Annotated in this window: 20 protein-coding genes; 2 read left to right on the forward strand and 18 right to left on the reverse strand. The window is 74.2% G+C overall.

The window, feature by feature from the left end:
* Window positions 1–38 precede the first annotated feature (38 nt).
* The 17 genes from AB0I89_RS01300 to AB0I89_RS01380 all read right to left on the reverse strand — a co-directional run bounded on the left by AB0I89_RS01300 (window position 39) and on the right by AB0I89_RS01380 (window position 15,664).
* On the reverse strand, window positions 39–809 hold the full coding sequence (locus tag AB0I89_RS01300; RefSeq protein ID WP_357118241.1) for a hypothetical protein: 771 nt from the start codon (window positions 807–809) through the stop codon (window positions 39–41).
* Window positions 810–863: 54 nt separating this feature from the next.
* The gene (locus AB0I89_RS01305) at window positions 864–1,322 is read right to left on the reverse strand and encodes a hypothetical protein (protein WP_357118244.1); all 459 of its coding nucleotides are present in this window, start codon (window positions 1,320–1,322) and stop codon (window positions 864–866) included.
* Window positions 1,319–2,251 (reverse strand): hypothetical protein, encoded by a 933-nt coding sequence (locus AB0I89_RS01310; protein WP_357118248.1) that lies wholly within the window; start codon window positions 2,249–2,251, stop codon window positions 1,319–1,321. The genes AB0I89_RS01305 and AB0I89_RS01310 overlap by 4 nt, the downstream gene beginning before the upstream one ends.
* A gap of 9 nt (window positions 2,252–2,260) precedes the next feature.
* The gene (locus tag AB0I89_RS01315) at window positions 2,261–2,806 is read right to left on the reverse strand and encodes a phage tail protein (RefSeq protein ID WP_357118251.1); all 546 of its coding nucleotides are present in this window, start codon (window positions 2,804–2,806) and stop codon (window positions 2,261–2,263) included.
* Entirely contained in the window at window positions 2,787–5,438 is a 2,652-nt protein-coding gene (locus AB0I89_RS01320) for a putative baseplate assembly protein (protein ID WP_357118254.1), read from the reverse strand. The genes AB0I89_RS01315 and AB0I89_RS01320 overlap by 20 nt, the downstream gene beginning before the upstream one ends.
* Window positions 5,435–5,866: a GPW/gp25 family protein gene (locus AB0I89_RS01325; RefSeq protein WP_355051213.1), complete on the reverse strand. Its 432-nt coding sequence runs from the start codon at window positions 5,864–5,866 to the stop codon at window positions 5,435–5,437. The genes AB0I89_RS01320 and AB0I89_RS01325 overlap by 4 nt, the downstream gene beginning before the upstream one ends.
* The gene (locus AB0I89_RS01330; protein WP_357118257.1) at window positions 5,863–6,201 is read right to left on the reverse strand and encodes a hypothetical protein; all 339 of its coding nucleotides are present in this window, start codon (window positions 6,199–6,201) and stop codon (window positions 5,863–5,865) included. Before AB0I89_RS01330 ends, AB0I89_RS01325 begins: the two co-directional genes overlap by 4 nt.
* Window positions 6,201–7,793 (reverse strand): contractile injection system protein, VgrG/Pvc8 family, encoded by a 1,593-nt coding sequence (locus AB0I89_RS01335; RefSeq protein ID WP_357118260.1) that lies wholly within the window; start codon window positions 7,791–7,793, stop codon window positions 6,201–6,203. Before AB0I89_RS01335 ends, AB0I89_RS01330 begins: the two co-directional genes overlap by 1 nt.
* A complete protein-coding gene (locus AB0I89_RS01340) occupies window positions 7,790–8,698 on the reverse strand; it encodes a hypothetical protein (RefSeq protein ID WP_357118263.1) in 909 nt (302 codons plus the stop codon). Before AB0I89_RS01340 ends, AB0I89_RS01335 begins: the two co-directional genes overlap by 4 nt.
* A complete protein-coding gene (locus AB0I89_RS01345) occupies window positions 8,698–10,023 on the reverse strand; it encodes a hypothetical protein (RefSeq protein WP_357118266.1) in 1,326 nt (441 codons plus the stop codon). The genes AB0I89_RS01340 and AB0I89_RS01345 overlap by 1 nt, the downstream gene beginning before the upstream one ends.
* Window positions 9,998–10,480 (reverse strand): phage tail protein, encoded by a 483-nt coding sequence (locus AB0I89_RS01350; RefSeq protein ID WP_355051208.1) that lies wholly within the window; start codon window positions 10,478–10,480, stop codon window positions 9,998–10,000. Before AB0I89_RS01350 ends, AB0I89_RS01345 begins: the two co-directional genes overlap by 26 nt.
* A 1-nt stretch (window position 10,481) precedes the next feature.
* Window positions 10,482–11,711, reverse strand: a complete 1,230-nt coding sequence (locus AB0I89_RS01355; protein ID WP_357118271.1) for a phage tail sheath subtilisin-like domain-containing protein — start codon at window positions 11,709–11,711, stop codon at window positions 10,482–10,484.
* Between the two features lie 24 nt (window positions 11,712–11,735).
* Window positions 11,736–12,434, reverse strand: a complete 699-nt coding sequence (locus AB0I89_RS01360) for a carboxypeptidase regulatory-like domain-containing protein (protein WP_357118274.1) — start codon at window positions 12,432–12,434, stop codon at window positions 11,736–11,738.
* A complete protein-coding gene (locus AB0I89_RS01365) occupies window positions 12,431–13,039 on the reverse strand; it encodes a glycine zipper family protein (RefSeq protein ID WP_357118277.1) in 609 nt (202 codons plus the stop codon). Before AB0I89_RS01365 ends, AB0I89_RS01360 begins: the two co-directional genes overlap by 4 nt.
* Before the next feature lie 12 nt (window positions 13,040–13,051).
* Window positions 13,052–13,387, reverse strand: a complete 336-nt coding sequence (locus AB0I89_RS01370) for a hypothetical protein (protein ID WP_357118280.1) — start codon at window positions 13,385–13,387, stop codon at window positions 13,052–13,054.
* 148 nt (window positions 13,388–13,535) lie between these two features.
* The gene (locus AB0I89_RS01375) at window positions 13,536–14,342 is read right to left on the reverse strand and encodes a DUF3153 domain-containing protein (protein ID WP_357118284.1); all 807 of its coding nucleotides are present in this window, start codon (window positions 14,340–14,342) and stop codon (window positions 13,536–13,538) included.
* Between the two features lie 158 nt (window positions 14,343–14,500).
* Window positions 14,501–15,664, reverse strand: a complete 1,164-nt coding sequence (locus tag AB0I89_RS01380) for an FAD-dependent oxidoreductase (protein WP_357118287.1) — start codon at window positions 15,662–15,664, stop codon at window positions 14,501–14,503.
* Between the two features lie 66 nt (window positions 15,665–15,730).
* Here AB0I89_RS01380 and AB0I89_RS01385 point away from each other — a divergent pair, with 66 nt between their 5' ends.
* Together AB0I89_RS01385 and AB0I89_RS01390 are read left to right on the forward strand one after the other, a co-directional pair.
* Entirely contained in the window at window positions 15,731–16,360 is a 630-nt protein-coding gene (locus tag AB0I89_RS01385) for a TetR/AcrR family transcriptional regulator (protein ID WP_357118290.1), read from the forward strand.
* Between the two features lie 159 nt (window positions 16,361–16,519).
* Window positions 16,520–17,644 carry an FUSC family protein gene (locus tag AB0I89_RS01390; RefSeq protein WP_357118293.1) on the forward strand — a complete coding sequence of 375 codons (1,125 nt, stop codon included), beginning with the start codon at window positions 16,520–16,522 and terminating at the stop codon, window positions 17,642–17,644.
* 13 nt (window positions 17,645–17,657) lie between these two features.
* Here the strand turns inward: AB0I89_RS01390 and AB0I89_RS01395 are convergent, their stop codons facing one another.
* Window positions 17,658–18,359 carry a phospholipase gene (locus AB0I89_RS01395; RefSeq protein WP_357118296.1) on the reverse strand — a complete coding sequence of 234 codons (702 nt, stop codon included), beginning with the start codon at window positions 18,357–18,359 and terminating at the stop codon, window positions 17,658–17,660.
* Between the last annotated feature and the right edge of the window lie 49 nt (window positions 18,360–18,408).

The raw sequence follows: 18,408 nt of genomic DNA on the forward strand, positions 1-18,408 counted from the left end.
GTTGTTGTCCCGACACGCCGGGCGCGGTGACAACAACTTCATGATCGACGGGGCAGGGCGGCGGGGACGGCGGCGGCGGTGACGCGGATGGCCTTGACTATCGCCGGGATCGAGCCGATCAGCAGCACCAGCCCCCAGATGATGGCGATGATGGCGAAGACGATCGCGCCGATGTCGTCGAGGATGCTCACCAGGATCACCGGCACGAGATTGTGCAGGAATTCCAGCACGACGGTGCACAGCAGGGTGGTGATGATTATCAGGACGAGGCCCTTGTTCTGCAGAAACCGGGGCTGGGCCAGCACCAACAGCCCCGCCCAGACCAGCTTGAGCAGCAGCGCCAGGCCGAGCAGCACCGCCGCGTCGCCGACCGGGAAGAAGCCCCACAGCGCCAGGTACGCCAGGGTGCCGAACGGCACGGCCAGGAACAGCGACACCATGATCATTAGTTCCACGAACGCGATGATCAGCAGGATCAGCGAGCCCAGGATGAGCAGGATCGAGAAGATCAGCGTCGCGACGCCCTGGATCCGGCCCTGCACCCGCTCCGGCACCACCAGGCTCAGGCAGAACAGGCCAGTGGTCCAGAGCGCCACCGCGTCGATCAGCGCCAGGTAGCTGGTGCCCCGTCCGGACGGTTCGCTGACCCCGGCCGCGTCCACCTCCACGCCGAGGTCCGCCGCGCCGACCAGCAGCGCGCCGGTGGCGTCGCCGCCACCGGTGAGCAGCGACGATCCCACCTCGACGAGGACCACCAGCGTGATCGCGACCAGCGCGAGCAGCAGGAACGGCTTACGCAGGTCACCCATGGCGGGCCTCCTTACGGTCGAGGAGCGCGCGGCTCGGGCCGGTGGGTGGACCTGTCACCCGGCGGCGACGGTGACCGTGCATCCCACACCTCCCGGGCAGCCCAGCAGCACCGTGGTCGCGCTGTCGACGGCGATCCGGGCGACCGCCTCGCCGCCGTCGTCCGGTTCGACCTCCGACCGCACGGTGAGGTCGGCGTCCCCGGGCGCCGGGGCGTTCACCACGAACGTGCGGCCACTGCGCAGCACCAACGTCCGCAACTCGCCCGGGTCGGCGACCCGCACCGCGCAGCCGCCGACGAAGGTGAGCACGTCGCCGGTACGGTCGCAGTCGGCCTGCACGGTCGTCGGGTCGATCGTGCTGCTCGCCCCGGCCAGCCGGCCCAGCCGCTGCACGATTCCCGGCCGATCGCTCGCGCGGCCCTGCTCGCCGCCGCCGACGCCGACGGCGAGCGCGAAGAACGCCACCAGCAGCACCGCCAGCGTCACCAGGACGACCTTCTGCCGACCGCTCATCGCCGCGCGACCGCCCCGGGCACCTCGGTGAAGCGGATCTGGTCCACGCCCGCGAAGTACCTGTCGAAGCCCTGCGTCTTGCCGACGGCGACCAGGGTGAGCGTGTGGCGGCCCGCCGCCAACCGGACGGTGCCCACGTCGGTGAAGTCCTGCCGGATCACCGTCGGGCTGAAGCCGAAGAAGGTGCTGCCGAGCTGCACGCCGTCGATCTGCCAGATGGTGTTGGCGTAGTCGAAGCTCGTGGTGCGCGTGGTGGAGAAACGCCAGAGGGCGTCGGCCGGCAGTTCGACGGTGACGTTCACCCGGTCACCGGGCGCCAGGCCCGTGAAGAACAGTTGCGCGTCGTCCGACCAGGTGATGTCGCAGCAGTTCGGCTGCGCGTCGATGCCCGCCGCGGTCTTCGCCGGGGACTCCACCTTTGCCCCGTCGACCAGGCTCTCCGCCTCCAGCGTCACGACCCGTGGCGTGCCCGGCGTCGGTGGGCCGTCGGAGCGGGTCAGCAGGTAGCCGACCACCCCGGCGACCACGAGCACCAGCGCCGCGGCGGCGGCGATCCACGGCCACGGCGTCCGCTTCGGCGCGGCGACCGCCCGGACCTCGTACGTCACCCGGCCGCTGGAGCGCGAACTCTCCTCCGGCGCGGTGTTCGCCGAGTACGCGAACCCGGTCATGTCGTAGCGGCGGGGCGCGGTGCCGGCCGGCACCGCGAGGCGGACCAGGAACGAGACCGAACCCTGACCGGGCACCACCCGCTGCGGCTCGGTGACGGTGAACCAGGCCCGCTGGCTGCCCTCGCCGGGCGCCACGTCGAAGACGACGGTGTCCGGCGCGAGGCCCGGGTTGGAGACGGTGAACGTCAGCTCGCCGTGGTTGGCGGCGTCCAGGGTGAACTGCGACGCGGCGCCGACGACGGCCCATTCGGTGGTCATGAAGGCTCCTTAAGCGGACGGTGCCGCGGTCGGCTGATCCGATGGTGGCGAGGCGGCGAGGACGACCTCGGCGGTGGTCGCCGCCGGCTTCTCCGCCTCGACGATGCGGGTGATCACGGCGAGGTGGTCGGCGGCGTCCGCCGGCACCCGCACCACGATGTGAAAGGGCCTCTCGTCGGGTTCGTCGATGGCGAAGCCGCTCACCCCGGTCGCCACCTCCAGGGCCCGTCGCATCCCGTACGGGGTGCCGCGCCACCGCGCCAGCAGCGCGCCGTGGGCCACCAGGTCCCGTAGCCGCCCGACCGGCAGGGGCAGCGGCGCGTCCGGTCGGTGCGACGCCACCACGTGGTCCATCGCCACCCAGCGGGTCAGGCGTACGACCATGTCCTCGGGGGCCCGGTACGGGTCGAACAGGGCGTCCACCTCGGCGAGGATCGCCTCGTCCGGGGCGTGCAGTCCCTCCATCACGTCCAGCAGCGCCCAGAGCACGCTGCCCGGCACGCATGCCCGCTGGTACGCGGCGGGCAGCAGCCGCTCAATCGCCGAGCGTCGCATCCTGGCGCACCACCTCGATGTCGTGCTCGCCGGAGCAGAGCAGCCACGTGTCCGGGACGGTCACCACGTCGGCGGTGGCCTGGTTGGCGCTGGCGGTCCAGGTGACCGTGTCGGCGCTGCGGTAGACGCCGCGCTCGCCGCAGGCCAGCACCAGCCGGTCCGCCGCCGGACCGCCCGCGCCGGAGGCCGCCGGACCGCCCGTGCCGACGGCCGCCGCGGCAGGGCCGCTCACGGCGACGGCGTCGACCGGCACGAACCGGGTCCGGTCGCGCAACGGCAGCCCGCAGTTGACCGAGACCGGTTGCCACTGCGGCTGGGCGGCCAGGGTGTCCAGCCGCAGCACCCCGCCGCTCTGCGTGGCGGCCACCGCCTGCTGGCCGGCGAACGCCAGATCCCGGCAGGTGCCGCCGATCCAGCCGGCCTGCACCGACTGCCATTTGACGTCGGACTCGAACAGCCGGGTGCGGTGACAGCCCTGACCGGGCTTCTTCGGGTCCGGCTCGCCCGCGCCGCTCCACAGCAGGGTGGCCGGGCCGTCGTACTGCACCGCGAGGACCCGGTTGTCCACGTTGGAGAGCCCGACGTGCGTGAAGCTGCCCGGCCGGCCGCCGGCCGTCGACAGGTACACCCCGAAGCTGGCCTGCGCCGCGACCGCCACGCCCGGCGCGCCGCGCTCGGAGACGAAGGCGCGGACCGCGTAGAAGCCCCGGTCGGCGTCGGAAGGGTCGACGAGGATCTGCAACGGCACCGCGCCGGGCAGCAGCGACACCTCGTACAGCCCGGTGTCGGTCGCGACCAGCAGCGCTCCCGCGCCGTCGCGGTCCAGCCACGCCACGTCGGAGATCCGCGAGTCCAGGTCGGTCAGCAGCGACCACGTCTCACCCAGGTCGGTGCTCAGTCGTACCCGGGAGCCGCCCGACTCGCGCACTGTCACCACGGCCACCGAGCCGGGACGCGCCACGATGCCGGGCCGCACCGGGGCGGGGGCGGGCGCGACCCGCAGCACCGTCTCGTCGTCGTCGAACCGGCCGGCCGGCTCCCAGCCCGAGCCCGCGTTGCTGGAGCGGAACAGCACCGGGCCACGCCCGGCGTACCAGGTGCGCGGCTGGTACGCGTCGACGGCGAGGGCGCGGACGTTGGCGTCGGGCGCCTCGTCGACCACGAACCGCACCGACTCGACGTACCGCACGCCCGGCTCGGCCTGCTCCAACAGCCGGTACACGTTGGACGCCCGCAGCGGCTCACCGAACGGCCACCCGCTCGGGTTGAGCGCGGTGGGCAGCGGGCTGAGCGTCTGGTGCAGCCGGTCGTGGATGCGCCGCCGGACCGCGTCCACGTCCTCCTCCCGCCGCACCACCACGCGGGCCCGCACCGACACCGCCTTGAACCGGGCCCAGCTCGCCCGCGAGCGGATACCGACCATCCGGCGCTGTTCCAGGTCCGCCTCGACGCGGCGGCGGGCCTCGGGCACCTCGTACTCGCGCAGCACCGCCACCGGCAGCCGGCCGCCCGGTCGGGCCGCCGGTGGCACGTACGGCACCAACACCACCTCGACCTCACCCGGGCGGGCGAAGCTGTAGACGGCCGAGCGGGTGAACGCGCGGGCCCGCGCTACCGCGCCCGAGCTGGTGGCCAGGACCTCGAAGTCGCGGGCGGTGACCGCGCGCTGCTGGGCGAAGAACTCGTACGGGCCGCGCAGCAGCACCGACTCCAACGCCTCCATCTCCCGGCCGCCGGCCGCCCGGGTGGGGTTGTCGACGCGTACCCCGGGCAGTGGATCGCGCAGGGTGGTCAGCGTGCCGGCGGCGACGTTGCCGGCCGGACCGCCGCCGGCCCGGTACCAGAGGCGGACCTGCCGCCCGGCCGGGGGCACGGCCGCCACCGGCGTCGGCCCGGCGCTGCCGTCGGCGGACGGCCGCAGGTCCAGGGCCGGGGCGAAGGTGACGGTGCCCGAGCAGCGGTCCACCAGGTACGCCTTGGCCTGCGGGCCGAGCCCGGCGAAGCTGTCCACCGGTTGCCAGATCTCGAACGTGTGGCCCTCGTGCTCGCGGGCCGCCGCCCCCAGCTCCACCGAGCCGGTCGGCACCTCCACGCCGAGCAGCAGGTCCAGCGGCTCGCCGGTGTGGGCCAGGGGAGCGCGGGCCGCGCGCAGCACCTGCCCCGGCTGGCCGGTGCCGAGACCCAGCAGCTCCGCGTCCACCGGCTCGCAGTGGTGCATCCGGACGGTCACCGAGGACTCGCCGGCCGGCAGCGTCGCCGGCTCGGTCGTGACGAACACGACGGGCCGGGGATCGGCGCCACGCGCCGCCGCGACCCGCAGCCCGGCCGGGATCCGCACCGCCGAGGTGTCGGCGCCGGCCCGGCTGAACACCACGTCCGCCCAGGCCGCGGTGGGCGCGTGCCGCGCCACCCCGAGCAGGTTCAGGAACTGCACGTACGCCTTCTCCGGCAACTGGTTCAGCCGGTAGATCATCACCTCGGTCAGGTGCGCGAACGCCTCCACCAGCGCCATGCCGGGGTCGTGCGCCGACAGGTCGGTCCAGCCGGGGCAGGACTGGCGGATCCGCTCGCGGGCCTCGGTGACGAGGTCGAGGAAACCTCGGTCGTCCAGGTGCGGCACGGGCAGCGTCATGACGATTCTCCCGGTTCGTCGTCGGCGGGGAGCAGATCCACGGAGAACACCAACTGACCGGGCGTCAGGCTGGCCCGCACCCGGTAGTCCAGCCGGATCACCAGCCGCCACGCGTCGTCCACGTCGGGCCCGGCGTCGACGTCGATGACCTCGACCCGGGGCTCCCAGCGGGCGATGGCCTGCCGCACGTAGTGGATCGCCAGCCCGGCCGTGGTGTCGTCGTTGGGCGCGAAGATCAGCCGGTGCAGCCGGGAGCCGTACCCGGGCCGCATCAGCCGCTCGCCCGGCGTCGTCGACAAGAGCAGGAACAGCGCCTGGCGTACGCTCTCGTCGCCCTCGGTCATGGCCAGCCCGCCGGCCGCGGTGAGGGCCAACCCGCCGCCCCGGCCGGCGTCGAAGCCGGCCCCGACGAAGCGGAACGCCCTCACCGGTCCGCCCCCAGGAAGCGCTGTCGGGGGTCGCGGACGGTGTGGTGGATCGCGTCCGGCGGTGTGCCGTCGGTGAACCCCTCCAGGTGCGAGAGCACCACCCGGCGTCCGTCGACGCGGAGCCAGTCGCTGTAGCCGACGCGGACGGTCAGCGTCTTCGCGCACGGTTTGATGGTCGGTCCGTAGTTCGGGCAGGCGACGATCTTCCGTCCCTCCGGGTCGTCGTCCACCAGCACCGGCACGGCGGTGACGGTCACCCACCGCTGCGACGGTTGGTTCTCGACCCGGCCGTCGTGGTCACAGGCGATCACCGAGTCGCGGTGGATCCAACGCATCAGCCGCCTCCTTCGTGGTGGGCGCGGGCGAGCGAACGGGCCTGCCGCGCCGCGGTGGTCGGGTCCTCGGTCGCCTCGGCGTGCAGGAAGTCCACGCTCCGGGCGCGGACCACCATGGCCCGGCCCGGTGCGGAGATCACCAGGTCGGTCGCCGCGTGCAGGGTGGCCAGCTCGGGGGTGAGCTCCAGCCAACTGCCGCCCTCGGTGCCGAGCCGCAGGCTGCGCTGGACGTCGTCCACGACGATCGACTGTCCGCCGGCCGTGCGCAGCGTCCAGCGCCGGGCCCGACCGTCGTCGATGCCCGCGTCGTACGGCTCGACGGCCCCGAACAGCGAACCCAGCACGATGCCCGAGGCCGGCTCGCCGCCGGGCAGCACCACCAGCACGGTGTCGTCCGGATCGGGGAGCGCCACCAGACCCTTGCCGCGTCCCGCACCCGGGCAGAGCACGCCGAGCCAACCGGCGTCCAGATCCCCGTACGCGGGCAGGGTCAGCCGTACCCGGCCCAACCCGTCCGGGTCGGCCACGTCGGTCACGGTGCCGAGGGTGACGACCGCGCCGGCGACCGCCGTCGGCGCCACGGCCGGCGGCACGGTCGAGAACCGGGTGAGGTACCCCTCGCCGTCCACGGTGTGCACCACCTCGGTCAGCACGTACGCCCCCGCGAGGGGGTCGGGAACCCCGGCCAGGTCGATCCGCCGGCCCGGCCGCAGCGCCGGGTCACCCTCGGCCACCCCCTCGGCGGTGGACAGGGCGGCGGCGCGCAGGTCCAGTCGCGCCTGGGCCAGCGCGGCCACCTCGTCGTCGCTGCGTCCCGGCTGGTCGACGCTGGTGCGGACGCCGTCGGCCCCCACGTCGGCCGGGTCCGGACGGTCACCGGACGGCCGACCGCAGCGCGCCTCGTCGGCCCGCTGGCTGATCGGCTCGGCCCGCTGCGGGTGCCACCCCAATGCGACGCTCGGGCCGCTGGCCTGGTCCGTGTTCGTGGACAACCGCAGGGTGTGCACGCCCGCGCCGAGGGTCAGCGGGACCGGCTCACCGTAGCCGGCGAGGGTCACCAGTCGTACGCCGTCGCCGTCGGCGGCCAGGTGCAGCCCGGCCCGCCCGGCGACCTCGCAGAGCAGCTCCAGGTCACTGTGCCGGTGCTGGACCAACCGTTCCAGCCGTGGGCCGTCGTCCTCGGCCGTCACGGTCAGCCCCACCCCGCCGCACAGGTCCCGGGCCAGCTCCGCCGCCGTCACCGAGGTGAAGACCCGCAGGTCCTGCCGCTTGCGCAGCCGGTGCAGCGCGTCGTACGCCCGCAGCCGCAGCACGACCGCGCCATCAGCGGCGTACTCGACCTCCACGCAGGTCACCTCCCCGACGAACAGCGCGTCGGTGTGGTCGGCGAGCCGTACGTCGAGGGTCGTTCCGGTGCGCACGGCCGGGTCGAGCGCCGCGGTGCCGGCCGCGGTCGCGAGCACCAGCTCGGCCTGGGTCGGCTGGTCGAGCCGGGCGGCCACCCGCAGCGAGCGGATCCGCTGGCGGGCCACGGCGTTCAGCTCGACGCCGTCGAGCAGAACGGTCAGCGCCCGGGGCGCGACGCTGGTCACGGCGTACCCCCCGCGACTGGTGCGCCGCCGGTCGGGCCGGTCCCGCTCGCGGCGGCCGTTCCGGTCGGGCCGGCCCCGGTCGAGGCGGCGATCGAGGCGGCCCAACTCGCGGCGGCGGCGATCGAGGCGTCCACGAACGACCCCCCGGCCCGTGCCATCGCGCCGAGCGTCGACTCCGGCGCGGAGCCGCCCGAGCCGACGGGGGGCACCGCCAGGGTCGTACCGGCCGGCACCGCGAGCGGGTCGGTGATCCGGTTGTGTTCGGCCAGCAGCCGCCACCGCAGCGGCGAGCCGAGCGCGTCGTTGGCCAGCAGGTCGAAACGGACCCCGGCGTGGCCCGGCTCGGTGGCCCCGTCGCCGGCCGCGACCACGGCGCTGCCCGGCGCGGCCACCGGCGTACTCGCCGCGGCGAGCTCCTCGGCGAACCCGGCCTGCGCCTGGTCGGCGCTCTCGGCGGTCCGGACCAGCTTCAGCCGCAGCCAGGAGCGCCGGGGCGAGCCGGTACCGGTGAACGCGTCGAACCGCTCGGCCACCGCCACGATCACGCCCGGCACGTTCCACGTCTTGCCCCAGACCACCCGGACCAGCGGCGGACGCAGCCAGCCGTGCTCGACGTCGGAGTTCTCCGCCAGCATCCACAACGGTCGGGTCAGCATCCGTACGTCGGTGGGGCGCGCCTGCGCCTGGACGAAGTCGACGTCGAAGAGCAGATCCAGCACCAACTCCGTACGGCCACCGCCGGTGAAGACCAGCGGGTCGTCGGCCAGACCGGAACCGGTGAGCTGCGCGCCGCCCGCACCCCGATGGCGTACGCCGGCGAGCCGGGTCACCTGCACGGTCTCCGGGTTGAGCAGGCAGTCCACCCGCTCCCCGGTGGAGTCGATGAGGAAGGCCACACGTTCCATCAGCCGCCCGCCTGCTCCCGGTCGAGCCGGCGCTCGTGGCCCGCGTCGAGCGTCGCGCCGGGCACCGTCCACAGCGGTCCGTCATCCGGTAGCGCCGGCCACGGGTCCACGCCGGGCGCGACGGCCGCCGACGGGAACGGCGCGCTCACCGGCCAGTGCCCGGCGCTGTCGACCTCGGCGGTGCCCGTCCGGTACCCCGGTTGAGCGTCCCACCGCCCGACCTCGCCGCCGCGCCGCCCATCGGCGTACGGGTTGTCGGCGCGTTGGTCGCGGTCCGGCCGGGTGTGCTGGCCGTGGTGCGGTGTGTCGTGCTGGTCGGGCCCCTCCGGCCCCCCGCGCCGGCCCGTTGGTTGCTGGTCAGGAAGCCGGTTCGCGTGCTGCTCGGGCGACGGCTTGGAGCGTCCCCGGCGGTGGTGCTCTCCGAGTCGCCCGGCCCGTTGGTCGGGGAGCCGGTCGCGGTGCTGTTCGAGATGGTGGCCGGCGTGGGGCCGGGCGTGCCGCTCGGTGGGGTGCTCTCCGAGCCGGGCCGGCCTGGCCGGCTCGCCCGGCAGAGCGGGCCAGGATGGTCCGTCCACCCTCCCGCCGCCGCGTCCGTGCCGCGCCGTCGTGGCGTCCAGAGTGGGTCGTCGAGAGGAAGCCCTTGCGGAGGTGTCGAAACCTTCGCCGGGTGGCACAGGTGTGGGGGGTAGCTGTGTCGCGGTGCCGGGGGTGGCGACCGTCTGCCCGGGGTGGGCGACACCGGGCGCTCGGAACGGCCTGCCGACGCTCGCCGCGCCGTCCCGCCCGTTCGCCGACGCTGCGCCGTCGGACCGGGCCGTCCCGCTCGACGATGTCGCGCCGTCCGGGGTCGCTGGTCGAATCTTCGGGAGCCGTCGTTCGGATTCGCCGTCCGGGTGTCCGGGACCGTCCGGCCCGGGGCCAGGGTAGGCGTGATCACCAGCGCCAACCGGTCGGGCGCGCGGGTGCGGGTCGCCGGGTCGGCCGTGGGCGGCGGCGACCGGCCGGCCGGTCCGACCGGCGACCCGAGGGGAGGCCGAGTCGACCGGGTCGCCCGAGCGGTCCTGCCGCCGTGATGGCGGGGTCTCGTCCCGCGTCGGCGCGGCCTGGTCGACGTCGAGGTCCAGCTCACGGAGCAGGCCGGGGGCGTGCGCGGCGACCAGGTCCACCCAGTGCTGCGGCGGCTCGCCGAGACGACGCGGCGGGTCCGCCGGACGTTCCGGCTCGGCGGTCGGGGTGTCGACGCGTCCGGCGAGGCGCTGCACCGCGCCGGCCACCGAGCGGAGGCGACCGGCCAGCCAGCTACGCGGGCGTCGGCGCGGCGGCACCGCCGGCCTCCAGTTCGAGGCCCTCGTAGCGCAGCGTCAGCGACGCGATGGCGATCTCGTGGCTCACCGTGTTGAGGTGCGCTCCGCGCCACCGGGTGGGCCACGCGTCGATCAGGTTCCAGCGCAGCACCTCGGCGGTGCCCGCCGCGTCGAGCAGCACCACCGACACGTTGCGGCGGTTGAGGGTGCCCTTGGCGGTGGCGTTCACCCAGTCCCACAGCTCACGGGACGCGGTGAGGCCGAAGTGCAGTGTCACCGGCTCGTACTCGGCCTGGCCGGGGACCATCCGCGTCGGTCCGGGGCCGTGCTCCCGGTACGGCTGCCCGGGGATGTTCACCTCCAGTCCGCTCATCTCGGTGAAGTGGCCGTTGGTGACGCCGTTGATGAGCAGCCGGAAGTTGTAGGCCCGGTACGGGTCGACGGGCGCGCCGGGCTGTGGGGTGGCGGGGGTGGCCATGTCAGCCTCCGATCGTCTCGGTCTCGGTGCCGCCGGCCCACTGGCTGAGCTTGAACACCACGAATTCGGCGGGCTTGACGACGGCGATGCCGATGTGGGCGATCACCATGCCGGCGTCGCGGACGTCCGGCGGGTTGGTCTCCTCGTCGCACTTGACGAAGAACGCCTCCTCGGGGCTGCGCCCCAGCAGCGCGCCGTCGCGCCACACCCGGGTGAGGAACGCCCCGATGTCGCGCCGGATCGAGCGCCAGAGGGTGAAGTCGTTCGGTTCGAAGACCATCCACCGGGTGCCGTTGGCGATGGCCTGTTCGATGGCGATGCTGAGCCGCCGGACGTTGAGGTAGCGCCACTCGCTGGCCTCGGCGGCGAGCGTACGGGCGCCCCAGACGCGGATGCCCTCGCCGGCGAAGTAGCGGATCACGTTGACGCCCTTGGGGTTGAGCACGTCGTGCTCGGGGCGGGTGACCCGGTAGCCGAGGTCGACGGCGCCCCGGACGGGTTCGTTGGCCGGCGCCTTGTGCACGCCGCGCAGGGCATCGGTGCGGGCCCAGATGCCGGCCAGGTGCCCGCTCGGCGGGGTCAGTTCCAGCTCGCCGGTGATCGGGTCACGGACCTGCAGGTACGGGTAGTAGAACGCGGCGAACTCGGACTGCCGGGGCCGGTACGCCGGCGGTCCCTCCCCGCCGCCCGGACCAGCGGCAGGGCCCGCACCCTCGGCGGGTTTCGGCGGCTTGCCGGAGGACGGGGTGGCGACCCGGGTCAGCGCGGAGATGTCGTCGATGTCCGGGGCCGGGTCGCAGATCGCCACCATGGTGCGGGTCCGCTCGGCCATGCTGATCAGCGCGTCGTGGGACACCGGGTCGGAGAAGCCCGGAGCGGCGATGATGGAGATCTCGTCGACGGCCTCCAGCAGTTGCAGGCCGCCGCGTTGCTTGCCGGCGCCGGTGATCGCGCCGCCGTCGCCGACGTTGACCACCCAGCAGCGCGCGCCCCCGTTGTCCAGGAAACCGAAGACGGCCCGCGCGAGGGGGGTGCTCTCGACCTGGTCGCCGTCGGCGAAGAGCCGTAGGAACTCGGTCCAGTTGTTGACCGGTACGGCCTTGCCCAGGTGGGCGTCGCGGTTCGGGGCGACGCCGACGAACGCGGCGATGCTGGTGCTCACCGGTCCGATCGGTCGGGCGCCGCTGGGGACCTCCTCGACGTAGATGCCGGGGGAGAAGTAGCTGGGCATCGGTCCTCCTGTGTGGGGCGGGCGTCAGTGGGTCGGTGGCGCGCAGACGATGACGATGTCGTCGTCGTCCGCGTCCACGTCGGCGGTGAGCACGAGCCCGCGACCGCTCAGTCGCAGCCGTACCGGATGAGGGTGTTCGGGGTCGTGCGGGACCCCGGCGATCAGGAACCGGCCGTCGGGCCCGGTGCGGGTCGCGGACGCCGTGCCGGGCACCTCGACGCGCATGGCGGCGAGGGGCTGGTCCTGCGGGCCGACGACCCGGCCGGCGAGCGCGCGCACCGCGACCTGACGCAGCCGCAGCGGCCGCAGGACCGGGGGCGCGGCCGGTGTCGGGTGGTCCACCTGAGCCGGTACGTCGATCAGCAGCGCCGGGCGGGGCGCGGCGTCCAGCGCGTGCCACAGCGCCGCCGCTCCGGCCTCCAGCACCACCGGGTAGCGGCCGTCCCGGGTCGTGGCGGCGAGCACCCGGTCCAGCACGGCGAGCCCGGCCGGACCGGCCACGCTGAGCAGGTAGCGGACCGTGAACCGGTACGGTTCGCGGACCGCGCCGCTGGAGCGGGTCTGCTGGGCCGGGCGCAGTTCGAGGGGCCACAGGGTCAGCCCGTCGGCGTCGCCGCCCGCGCGGGGTGGACCGATCGGGACGGGTTCCCCCGCCGCGCCGGTCAGCCATTCGACCAGCTCGGCGGTGGCCGTCTCGATCGGTCCGCGCCCGTCAACGGTCATCGCGGCGGCGTCCCCTGGATGCGGTACGCGATGGCCTCGTTCCACACGTGCGGGTAGACGCCGATCTCGAAGTAGCGGGTGAACCGGTTGATCGGCGCGTTGGTGTGGTCGTGGTAGATCAGCCAGATCGGCGCGATGGTGAAGAGCGCGTAGTTCGCCAGCACCAGCGGGATGTACAGCGGTCCGAGCAGTCGCGCCTGAAAGATGTGCACGTCCTCGTGGCGTTGGATGCCGGAGTTGGAGCCCGCGCAGACGGTGCCGATGGTGGTGGCGTAGCGCGGGGAGACCCCCTGCACCACGCAGACCCGGCCGCTGGCGGCCGACGTGGGCCGGTCCAACGAGTGCCCGAAGACGAGATGCACGACCAGGTAGACGGCCCCGACCACCGTGTTGAGCAGGCTCCACGTGTGGTCGACGACGAAGAGGACGATGCCGCGGGCGTCCGGGGCGTACACCCCGGCGGAGGTGACCGCCCAGCCGAACACGGCCCCGACCAGCAGGCCCACGACGGCCCCGACGAGCAGGCCGATCGGCCCGCCGGCCAGCAGGCCGAGGACCGCGCCGGCAGCCATCTGGATCACCGCGCTGAGGATTCCGAAGATCATGACGACACCCCCTCAGACCCAGGAGCGGAAGACCCGGGGCTCGCGACCGCTCGCGAGTTGGGTGGGTGTCGCCTGGCGGTTGCCGGGCGGGAACTGGTTGACGCCGAGCGCGGCGGAGAAGATGACCAGCGCGTTGAAGAACGCGATGACCCACTTCTCGCCGCCGACCTCGTCGGCGAACACCGCCGAGAGGTAGGACAGCAGCAGGGCGATGGCGATGGCGATCCACTTGCGCAGCTTGTCGCCGCTCGGACCGATCAACCCGCCGATGACGTTGGTGGCCAGCAGGGTGGCGGCGCTCGCTCCGGCGAGACTGCCCAGGGCTGCCCAGGTGAAGAGATCGTTCACGGCGATCCCCCCTTTTCTGCAGTGGTGCGACCGGGATGTGGTGGTGGTGAGGCCGGCGCTCCCGCGCGGGGAGTGCCGACGCCGGTCGCCGCCGTCGCGGGGCGGCCGGAGCGGGGACGCGGCCGGCGGAGGCCGGCCACCGGATGCGTCAGCCGGGCCCGGGCGCGCCGGCGGGCGGCCCCGGCGGGGTCGGGCCGGGCGCGGTCGGGTCGGTCGCGGTCGGACCGGCTGCCGCCGGCGCCGTCGAGCGACGGCGACGCAACAGGAGTACGGCCACAGCGGTGAGGACGAGCAGCAGGAGCACGCCGCCGACGACCAGCAGCCACGGGAAACCACCCGAGTCGGTGTCGGCGGCTGCCGGCGAGGCCGAGGGGCGCGGCGGCGCCTCGGCGACGGCGCGCAGTTCCATCGGCTTGTCCTGGTTGGCGTCGACCTTCCAGGTGACCGATCGACCGTTGACGGTGCCATTGGTGTCGATCACCCGTCCGGGAAAGGTCACCGAGATCTCGAACGACATCAGCTTGAGGAAGGCCTGCTGCTGTTGCGGATTCTGCTGGGCGGCTTTCCCGCCGTATTTCTTCGGATCCAGCGGTAACGTGAAACGGTAGAATTCGCCGTCCCGGACCAGTTTGACGCTCTCGCTGTCGAAGCCGGCCAGCGGCGCCCTGCGATAATTGATCTGTGCGCCGAAGAGCTTGCTGTCCTCGTAGCCCGTCTCCTCGCCGGGAGGCAGCGCCGGAATGTTCTTCCGCAGCTCGGCGAACGCGGCCGGGACGTTCTTGTTCTGGGAGCTCAGCACCGACTTCTGGGCGGTCAGCAGCAACTGCCCGTCGACCGTGTCGTCGGCGTTCACGGTGAGCCCCATGTTGAGTTGCATGCAGCCGCTCAACGCGCCGAGAAGAAGGAGGCACACCGCGACGCGGAGTGCCCTACCGCGGTTGACGCTCCTGTTCATGCGCTCAGTGTGTGTGATCCAATTCACCACGAGCAGTCAGCGATTGGTCACAAGGTAGTCGCCGATTGTACCGGCGCACTGTCGTATTTGGCCGAAGCGGAGAGCGGCCCCGAAGAATAGACTGAAGCTTTGCGCCGCCGGCCGGAATGACGGGCGACTCAGCCCTGCGGCGGCCGCCAGTCGACGCACCAGGTCATGCTCCGCAGCGTGACGCTGGCCGGGACGAGGCGCAGCGCGGCGGTACGGGCCGCGAGGGCGAGAGGGTTCCGCAGTTGCTGGCCGTACCGCCCGGCGCGCAGGGACGCGCGGGCGATGGCCTGGGTGCGGGGGCGACGCTGCTCGTCGTACGCCGCCAGGGCGGCCGGCAACCCCTGCGCGCCCCCGGCGCAGGCCGCGCCGAGCACCACCGCGTCCTCGATGGCCTGGCCGGCGCCCTGCCCGAGGTTCGGCGTCATCGCGTGGGCCGCGTCGCCGAGCAGCGCCACCCGTCCCCGCACGTAGGACGGCAGCGCCGTGGCCAGGTGGTGGATGTCGTTGCGGAGAACCACTTTGGGTGGGGTGGCCGCCAGCAGCGCGGGGATGGGGTCGTGCCACGTGCCGAAGTGCTCCCGAACCGCCGCCAGCTCGTCCGGGGCGTGGCCGCCGGGCGGGGCGTTGCGGGCCGCGTACCAGTAGAGCCAGCCGTCGCCGATCGGCACCATGCCGAACTCGGCGGCCGGGCCCCAGGTGATCGCCGTCGGGATCGGCTCCGGGAACGCGATGGCGGCCCGCCAGGCCGTCGAGCCCGCGTACACCGGGGCGGGAATCTCCGGCCAGAGCTGGGCGCGCAGCCGGCTGCGCAGGCCGTCGGCACCGACCACCAGGTCGGCGTGGAGGGTTCGCGGGCCGTCGGGCCCGCGGTAGCGCACCGTCGCGTGGTCGGAGTCGGAGTCGATGTGCTCGACCTCGGTCCCGGTGTGCAGCGACGACGCGGGCAGCGCCTCGCGCAGGATGCGGTGCAGGGTGGCCCGGTGGACGCCGAGCGCGCTGGTGCCAAGCTGTCGGACCATCTCTGCCGCGTCCATGCGGGACAGCCACCGGCCCCGCCGGTCGCGGACCCCGCCGGGGGCCTCGGCGTGTGCGTTGGACCGCAGGGCAGAGCTGAGGCCGAGGGCGTCCAGGGCGCGTAGCGCGTTGGCCATCAGGCTCAACCCGGCGCCCACCTCGCGCAGTTCGGGGGCGCGTTCCAGGACGGTGACCCGCCAGCCACGCCGGTGCAGGGCGAGCGCCGCGCTCAGCCCCCCGATGCCGCCGCCGACCACCACCGCGTGTGGCTCGTCCATGTCGTCCACCCTTCTACACCTGTAGAAGGGGATACTACCTGCGCACCGCGCAGAGGAGGAACCCCGTTGAACGCCCGCGCCCACCGGATCGCGCTGTTGACCGACGCGGCCATCGAGCTGATCGCCGACGGCGGCATGCGGGCGCTCACCCACCGGGCCGTCGACGCCCGCGCCGAGCTGCCGCCCGGCACCACCTCGGCGTACCTGCGCACCCGCCAGGCGCTGATCGAGGCGGTGGTGCGGCGCCTCGTCGAGCGTGACCGGGCCGACCTGGCCGCGTACGACCTGCCGACCGAGCCGCCCGCCCCGCAGGCGGGCCCCCGCCTGGACGGCGACGACCTCGACCAGCTCGCCGCCGGGGTGGCCGAGGTGCTCGACCGCTGGCTGGGCGTCGGACGCAGCCGTACCCTGACCCGCTACGCCTGCCTGCTGGAGGCGGTGCACCGCCCCGAACTACGCGGCATCCTGCGACACGGCATCGGCATCCGGGCCCAGTCCCGCGATCTGCTGACCCGCGCCGGCGCCACCGACCCGGACCGGCAGGGCGACCAGTTCGTCGCGTACGTCGACGGGCTCCTCTTCGACCGGCTGGTCGGCGCGGGAGCGCTCACCGCCCCGACCCCCGGCACCCCGGACAGCCGCGCCGATCTCGCGGACGCCGTCCGTACGCTGCTGCGCGCCCTGACCGGGAGGTGACCGGAGCCGGTGATCGCGCGCCGGACGCGACGGCGGCCGGCGGGCGGCCCGGTCGGCGGCTCCGCCGGCCGATGGTGGACGATCGCGGAGAGCGAGCCGGCGGACGCCGGTGATCGCTGACGGCCGCACAACGCGTCGGTCGACCGGTGGGAGGTGCCGATGGCGTGGTTCGCGGGCCTGCGGGTCGCCGGCCACCGGTTGCGGCAGGGGTGGCGGCCGGTGCTGGAGGCGACCGTCGCGGCGACCGTGGCCTGGCTGCTCGCCACCCGCCTGCTCGGGCATCCGCAGCCGTTCTTCGCGCCGGCCGCCGCGCTGATCGTCCTCGGTCAGGCCCGTGGGCAGCGCATCCGGCGGGCCGTCGAGGTCGTGCTCGGGGTGGCCGCCGGGGTGCTCGTCGCGGACCTGGTCGTGCAGGCGCTGGGCCCCGGCAGCACCTGGACGGTCTGCACGGTCATCCTGCTCACCGTCCTGCTCGCGGTCGCCTTCGGGGCCACCGGCGTCACCCTCGTACAGGCCGCCGTCTCCGCGCTCTACCTGGTGGTGGTCGCGCCGCCGGACGGGTCGCTGGTGCCGTTCCGCTTCGTCGACGCGCTGATCGGCGGCGCGGTGGCGCTCGCCGTCAGCCTGCTCGTCGACGCCCGGCACCCGCTCGCGCCGCTCGTCGTCGAGGTGCGGCGCACGTTCGACGAGCTGGCCGGCCTGCTGGGCGGGATCGCCGACGCGCTGGACGGGCGCGACGAGCCGGCGGCGGTGGCCGCCCTGGCGCGCGCCCGGGGCATGGACGCCCGGGTCGACGGGCTGCGGGACGGCGTGCTGGCCGCCGGCGAGGCGCTGCGGCTCAACGTGCGCCGACGCCGACACATCGGCCGGTTGCGGTCGGTGGACGAGTCGGTCCGGCAGATCGACTACGTGGTCCGCAACGTCCGGGTGCTGGCCCGCGCGGGCGTGACGCTCAGTCGACTCGGGACCTCCACCCCGGCCGAGCTGGGCGACGCGCTGCGCTGCCTGGTGGAGGCGGTCCGGGAGGCCGGCGCGGCGCTCGCCGCCGACCTGGACGGGCAGGAGGAGGTCGCCGACCGGCACGCCCTGCGGGCGGACGAGGCGGCGCTGGCGGCCGTCCGTACCGCGGGGCAGCTCTTCGGGTCGACCCAGACCCTCCCCCTCGCCATGATCATCGGCCAGGTCCGGGCGACGGCGATCGACCTGCTGCGGGGCGTGCATCCCGACGACGACGTCGCCGTCCTGGCCCGCGTGGACGCGGCCCTCGGCCTACCCGCCGTCTGACCGACACCGAGGGTCATCCGGTGAGCCACCCGGTGGCCCTCGCCCGGATCTCCGCGGGCAGCTCATGGCCGCCGGTGAACTCCTCGTAGGTGACGTCGTAGCCGATTCCGCGCAGGTGCGGCACGAAGCGGCGGCTGCACACGTCGACGGGCAGCACCGGGTCGTCCACCCCGTGCGAGACGAAGATCCGTGGTCGCCCACGGACGACCGGCGGCGCGGCGAAGCCGGGGGAGAAGGCCAGCACCGCGTCGACCAGGTCGCCGTTGGCCAGGCCCAGCGAGAGCGCGTACGAGGCTCCGTCGGAGAAACCGCCGAGCGTCACACCCTGTACGGGGTAGCCGTCGAACGCGCTGGCCAGCAACGCGTCGATGTGCCCGACGTCCACCCCGAGGCCACCGGCGATCAGGTCCCAACTGGTCGCCGACGACTGCGGGGCGATCAGCAGCAGGTGCTGCGCGTCCGCCTCCGCGAGCAGCAGGTCCAGTCCGTGCCGCGCGGAACCACCCGCCCCGTGCAGGAGCACCACCAGCCGGTACGCGGCCCCGTCGGCGGCCGGCTCCGGCACGTACGCCATCGCGGGCCGACCACCGTCACCGCCGGGCAGCGGCACGATGCCGGTCGGCCCGGTCACCACCGGCGGGTGTGGGCGGGTGGTCAACCGGCCGTGCCGGTGACCCTGCGCGGGCGCCCGGCTCGGCGGCACGGGGTCGGACACGGGCCACCAACTCCTCGCGGTCGACGAGAGGTGCGAGGCGGTTACCCGG

It is taken from the genome of Micromonospora sp. NPDC049801 (genome assembly GCF_040656575.1).
GTDB lineage: Bacteria > Actinomycetota > Actinomycetes > Mycobacteriales > Micromonosporaceae > Micromonospora.

What these genes read in the sequence shown, in the direction of transcription:
- AB0I89_RS01300 (WP_357118241.1), bottom strand. Translation starts at nt 809, where the DNA reads ATGGGTGACCTGCGTAAGCCGTTCCTGCTGCTCGCGCTGGTCGCGATC.
- AB0I89_RS01390 (WP_357118293.1), top strand. Translation starts at nt 16,520, where the DNA reads ATGGCGTGGTTCGCGGGCCTGCGGGTCGCCGGCCACCGGTTGCGGCAG.
- AB0I89_RS01315 (WP_357118251.1), bottom strand. Translation starts at nt 2,806, where the DNA reads ATGCGACGCTCGGCGATTGAGCGGCTGCTGCCCGCCGCGTACCAGCGG.
- AB0I89_RS01320 (WP_357118254.1), bottom strand. Translation starts at nt 5,438, where the DNA reads ATGACGCTGCCCGTGCCGCACCTGGACGACCGAGGTTTCCTCGACCTC.
- AB0I89_RS01310 (WP_357118248.1), bottom strand. Translation starts at nt 2,251, where the DNA reads ATGACCACCGAATGGGCCGTCGTCGGCGCCGCGTCGCAGTTCACCCTG.
- AB0I89_RS01330 (WP_357118257.1), bottom strand. Translation starts at nt 6,201, where the DNA reads ATGCGTTGGATCCACCGCGACTCGGTGATCGCCTGTGACCACGACGGC.
- AB0I89_RS01305 (WP_357118244.1), bottom strand. Translation starts at nt 1,322, where the DNA reads ATGAGCGGTCGGCAGAAGGTCGTCCTGGTGACGCTGGCGGTGCTGCTG.
- AB0I89_RS01340 (WP_357118263.1), bottom strand. Translation starts at nt 8,698, where the DNA reads ATGGAACGTGTGGCCTTCCTCATCGACTCCACCGGGGAGCGGGTGGAC.
- AB0I89_RS01350 (WP_355051208.1), bottom strand. Translation starts at nt 10,480, where the DNA reads ATGGCCACCCCCGCCACCCCACAGCCCGGCGCGCCCGTCGACCCGTAC.
- AB0I89_RS01355 (WP_357118271.1), bottom strand. Translation starts at nt 11,711, where the DNA reads ATGCCCAGCTACTTCTCCCCCGGCATCTACGTCGAGGAGGTCCCCAGC.
- AB0I89_RS01380 (WP_357118287.1), bottom strand. Translation starts at nt 15,664, where the DNA reads ATGGACGAGCCACACGCGGTGGTGGTCGGCGGCGGCATCGGGGGGCTG.
- AB0I89_RS01365 (WP_357118277.1), bottom strand. Translation starts at nt 13,039, where the DNA reads ATGATCTTCGGAATCCTCAGCGCGGTGATCCAGATGGCTGCCGGCGCG.
- AB0I89_RS01375 (WP_357118284.1), bottom strand. Translation starts at nt 14,342, where the DNA reads ATGAACAGGAGCGTCAACCGCGGTAGGGCACTCCGCGTCGCGGTGTGC.
- AB0I89_RS01360 (WP_357118274.1), bottom strand. Translation starts at nt 12,434, where the DNA reads ATGACCGTTGACGGGCGCGGACCGATCGAGACGGCCACCGCCGAGCTG.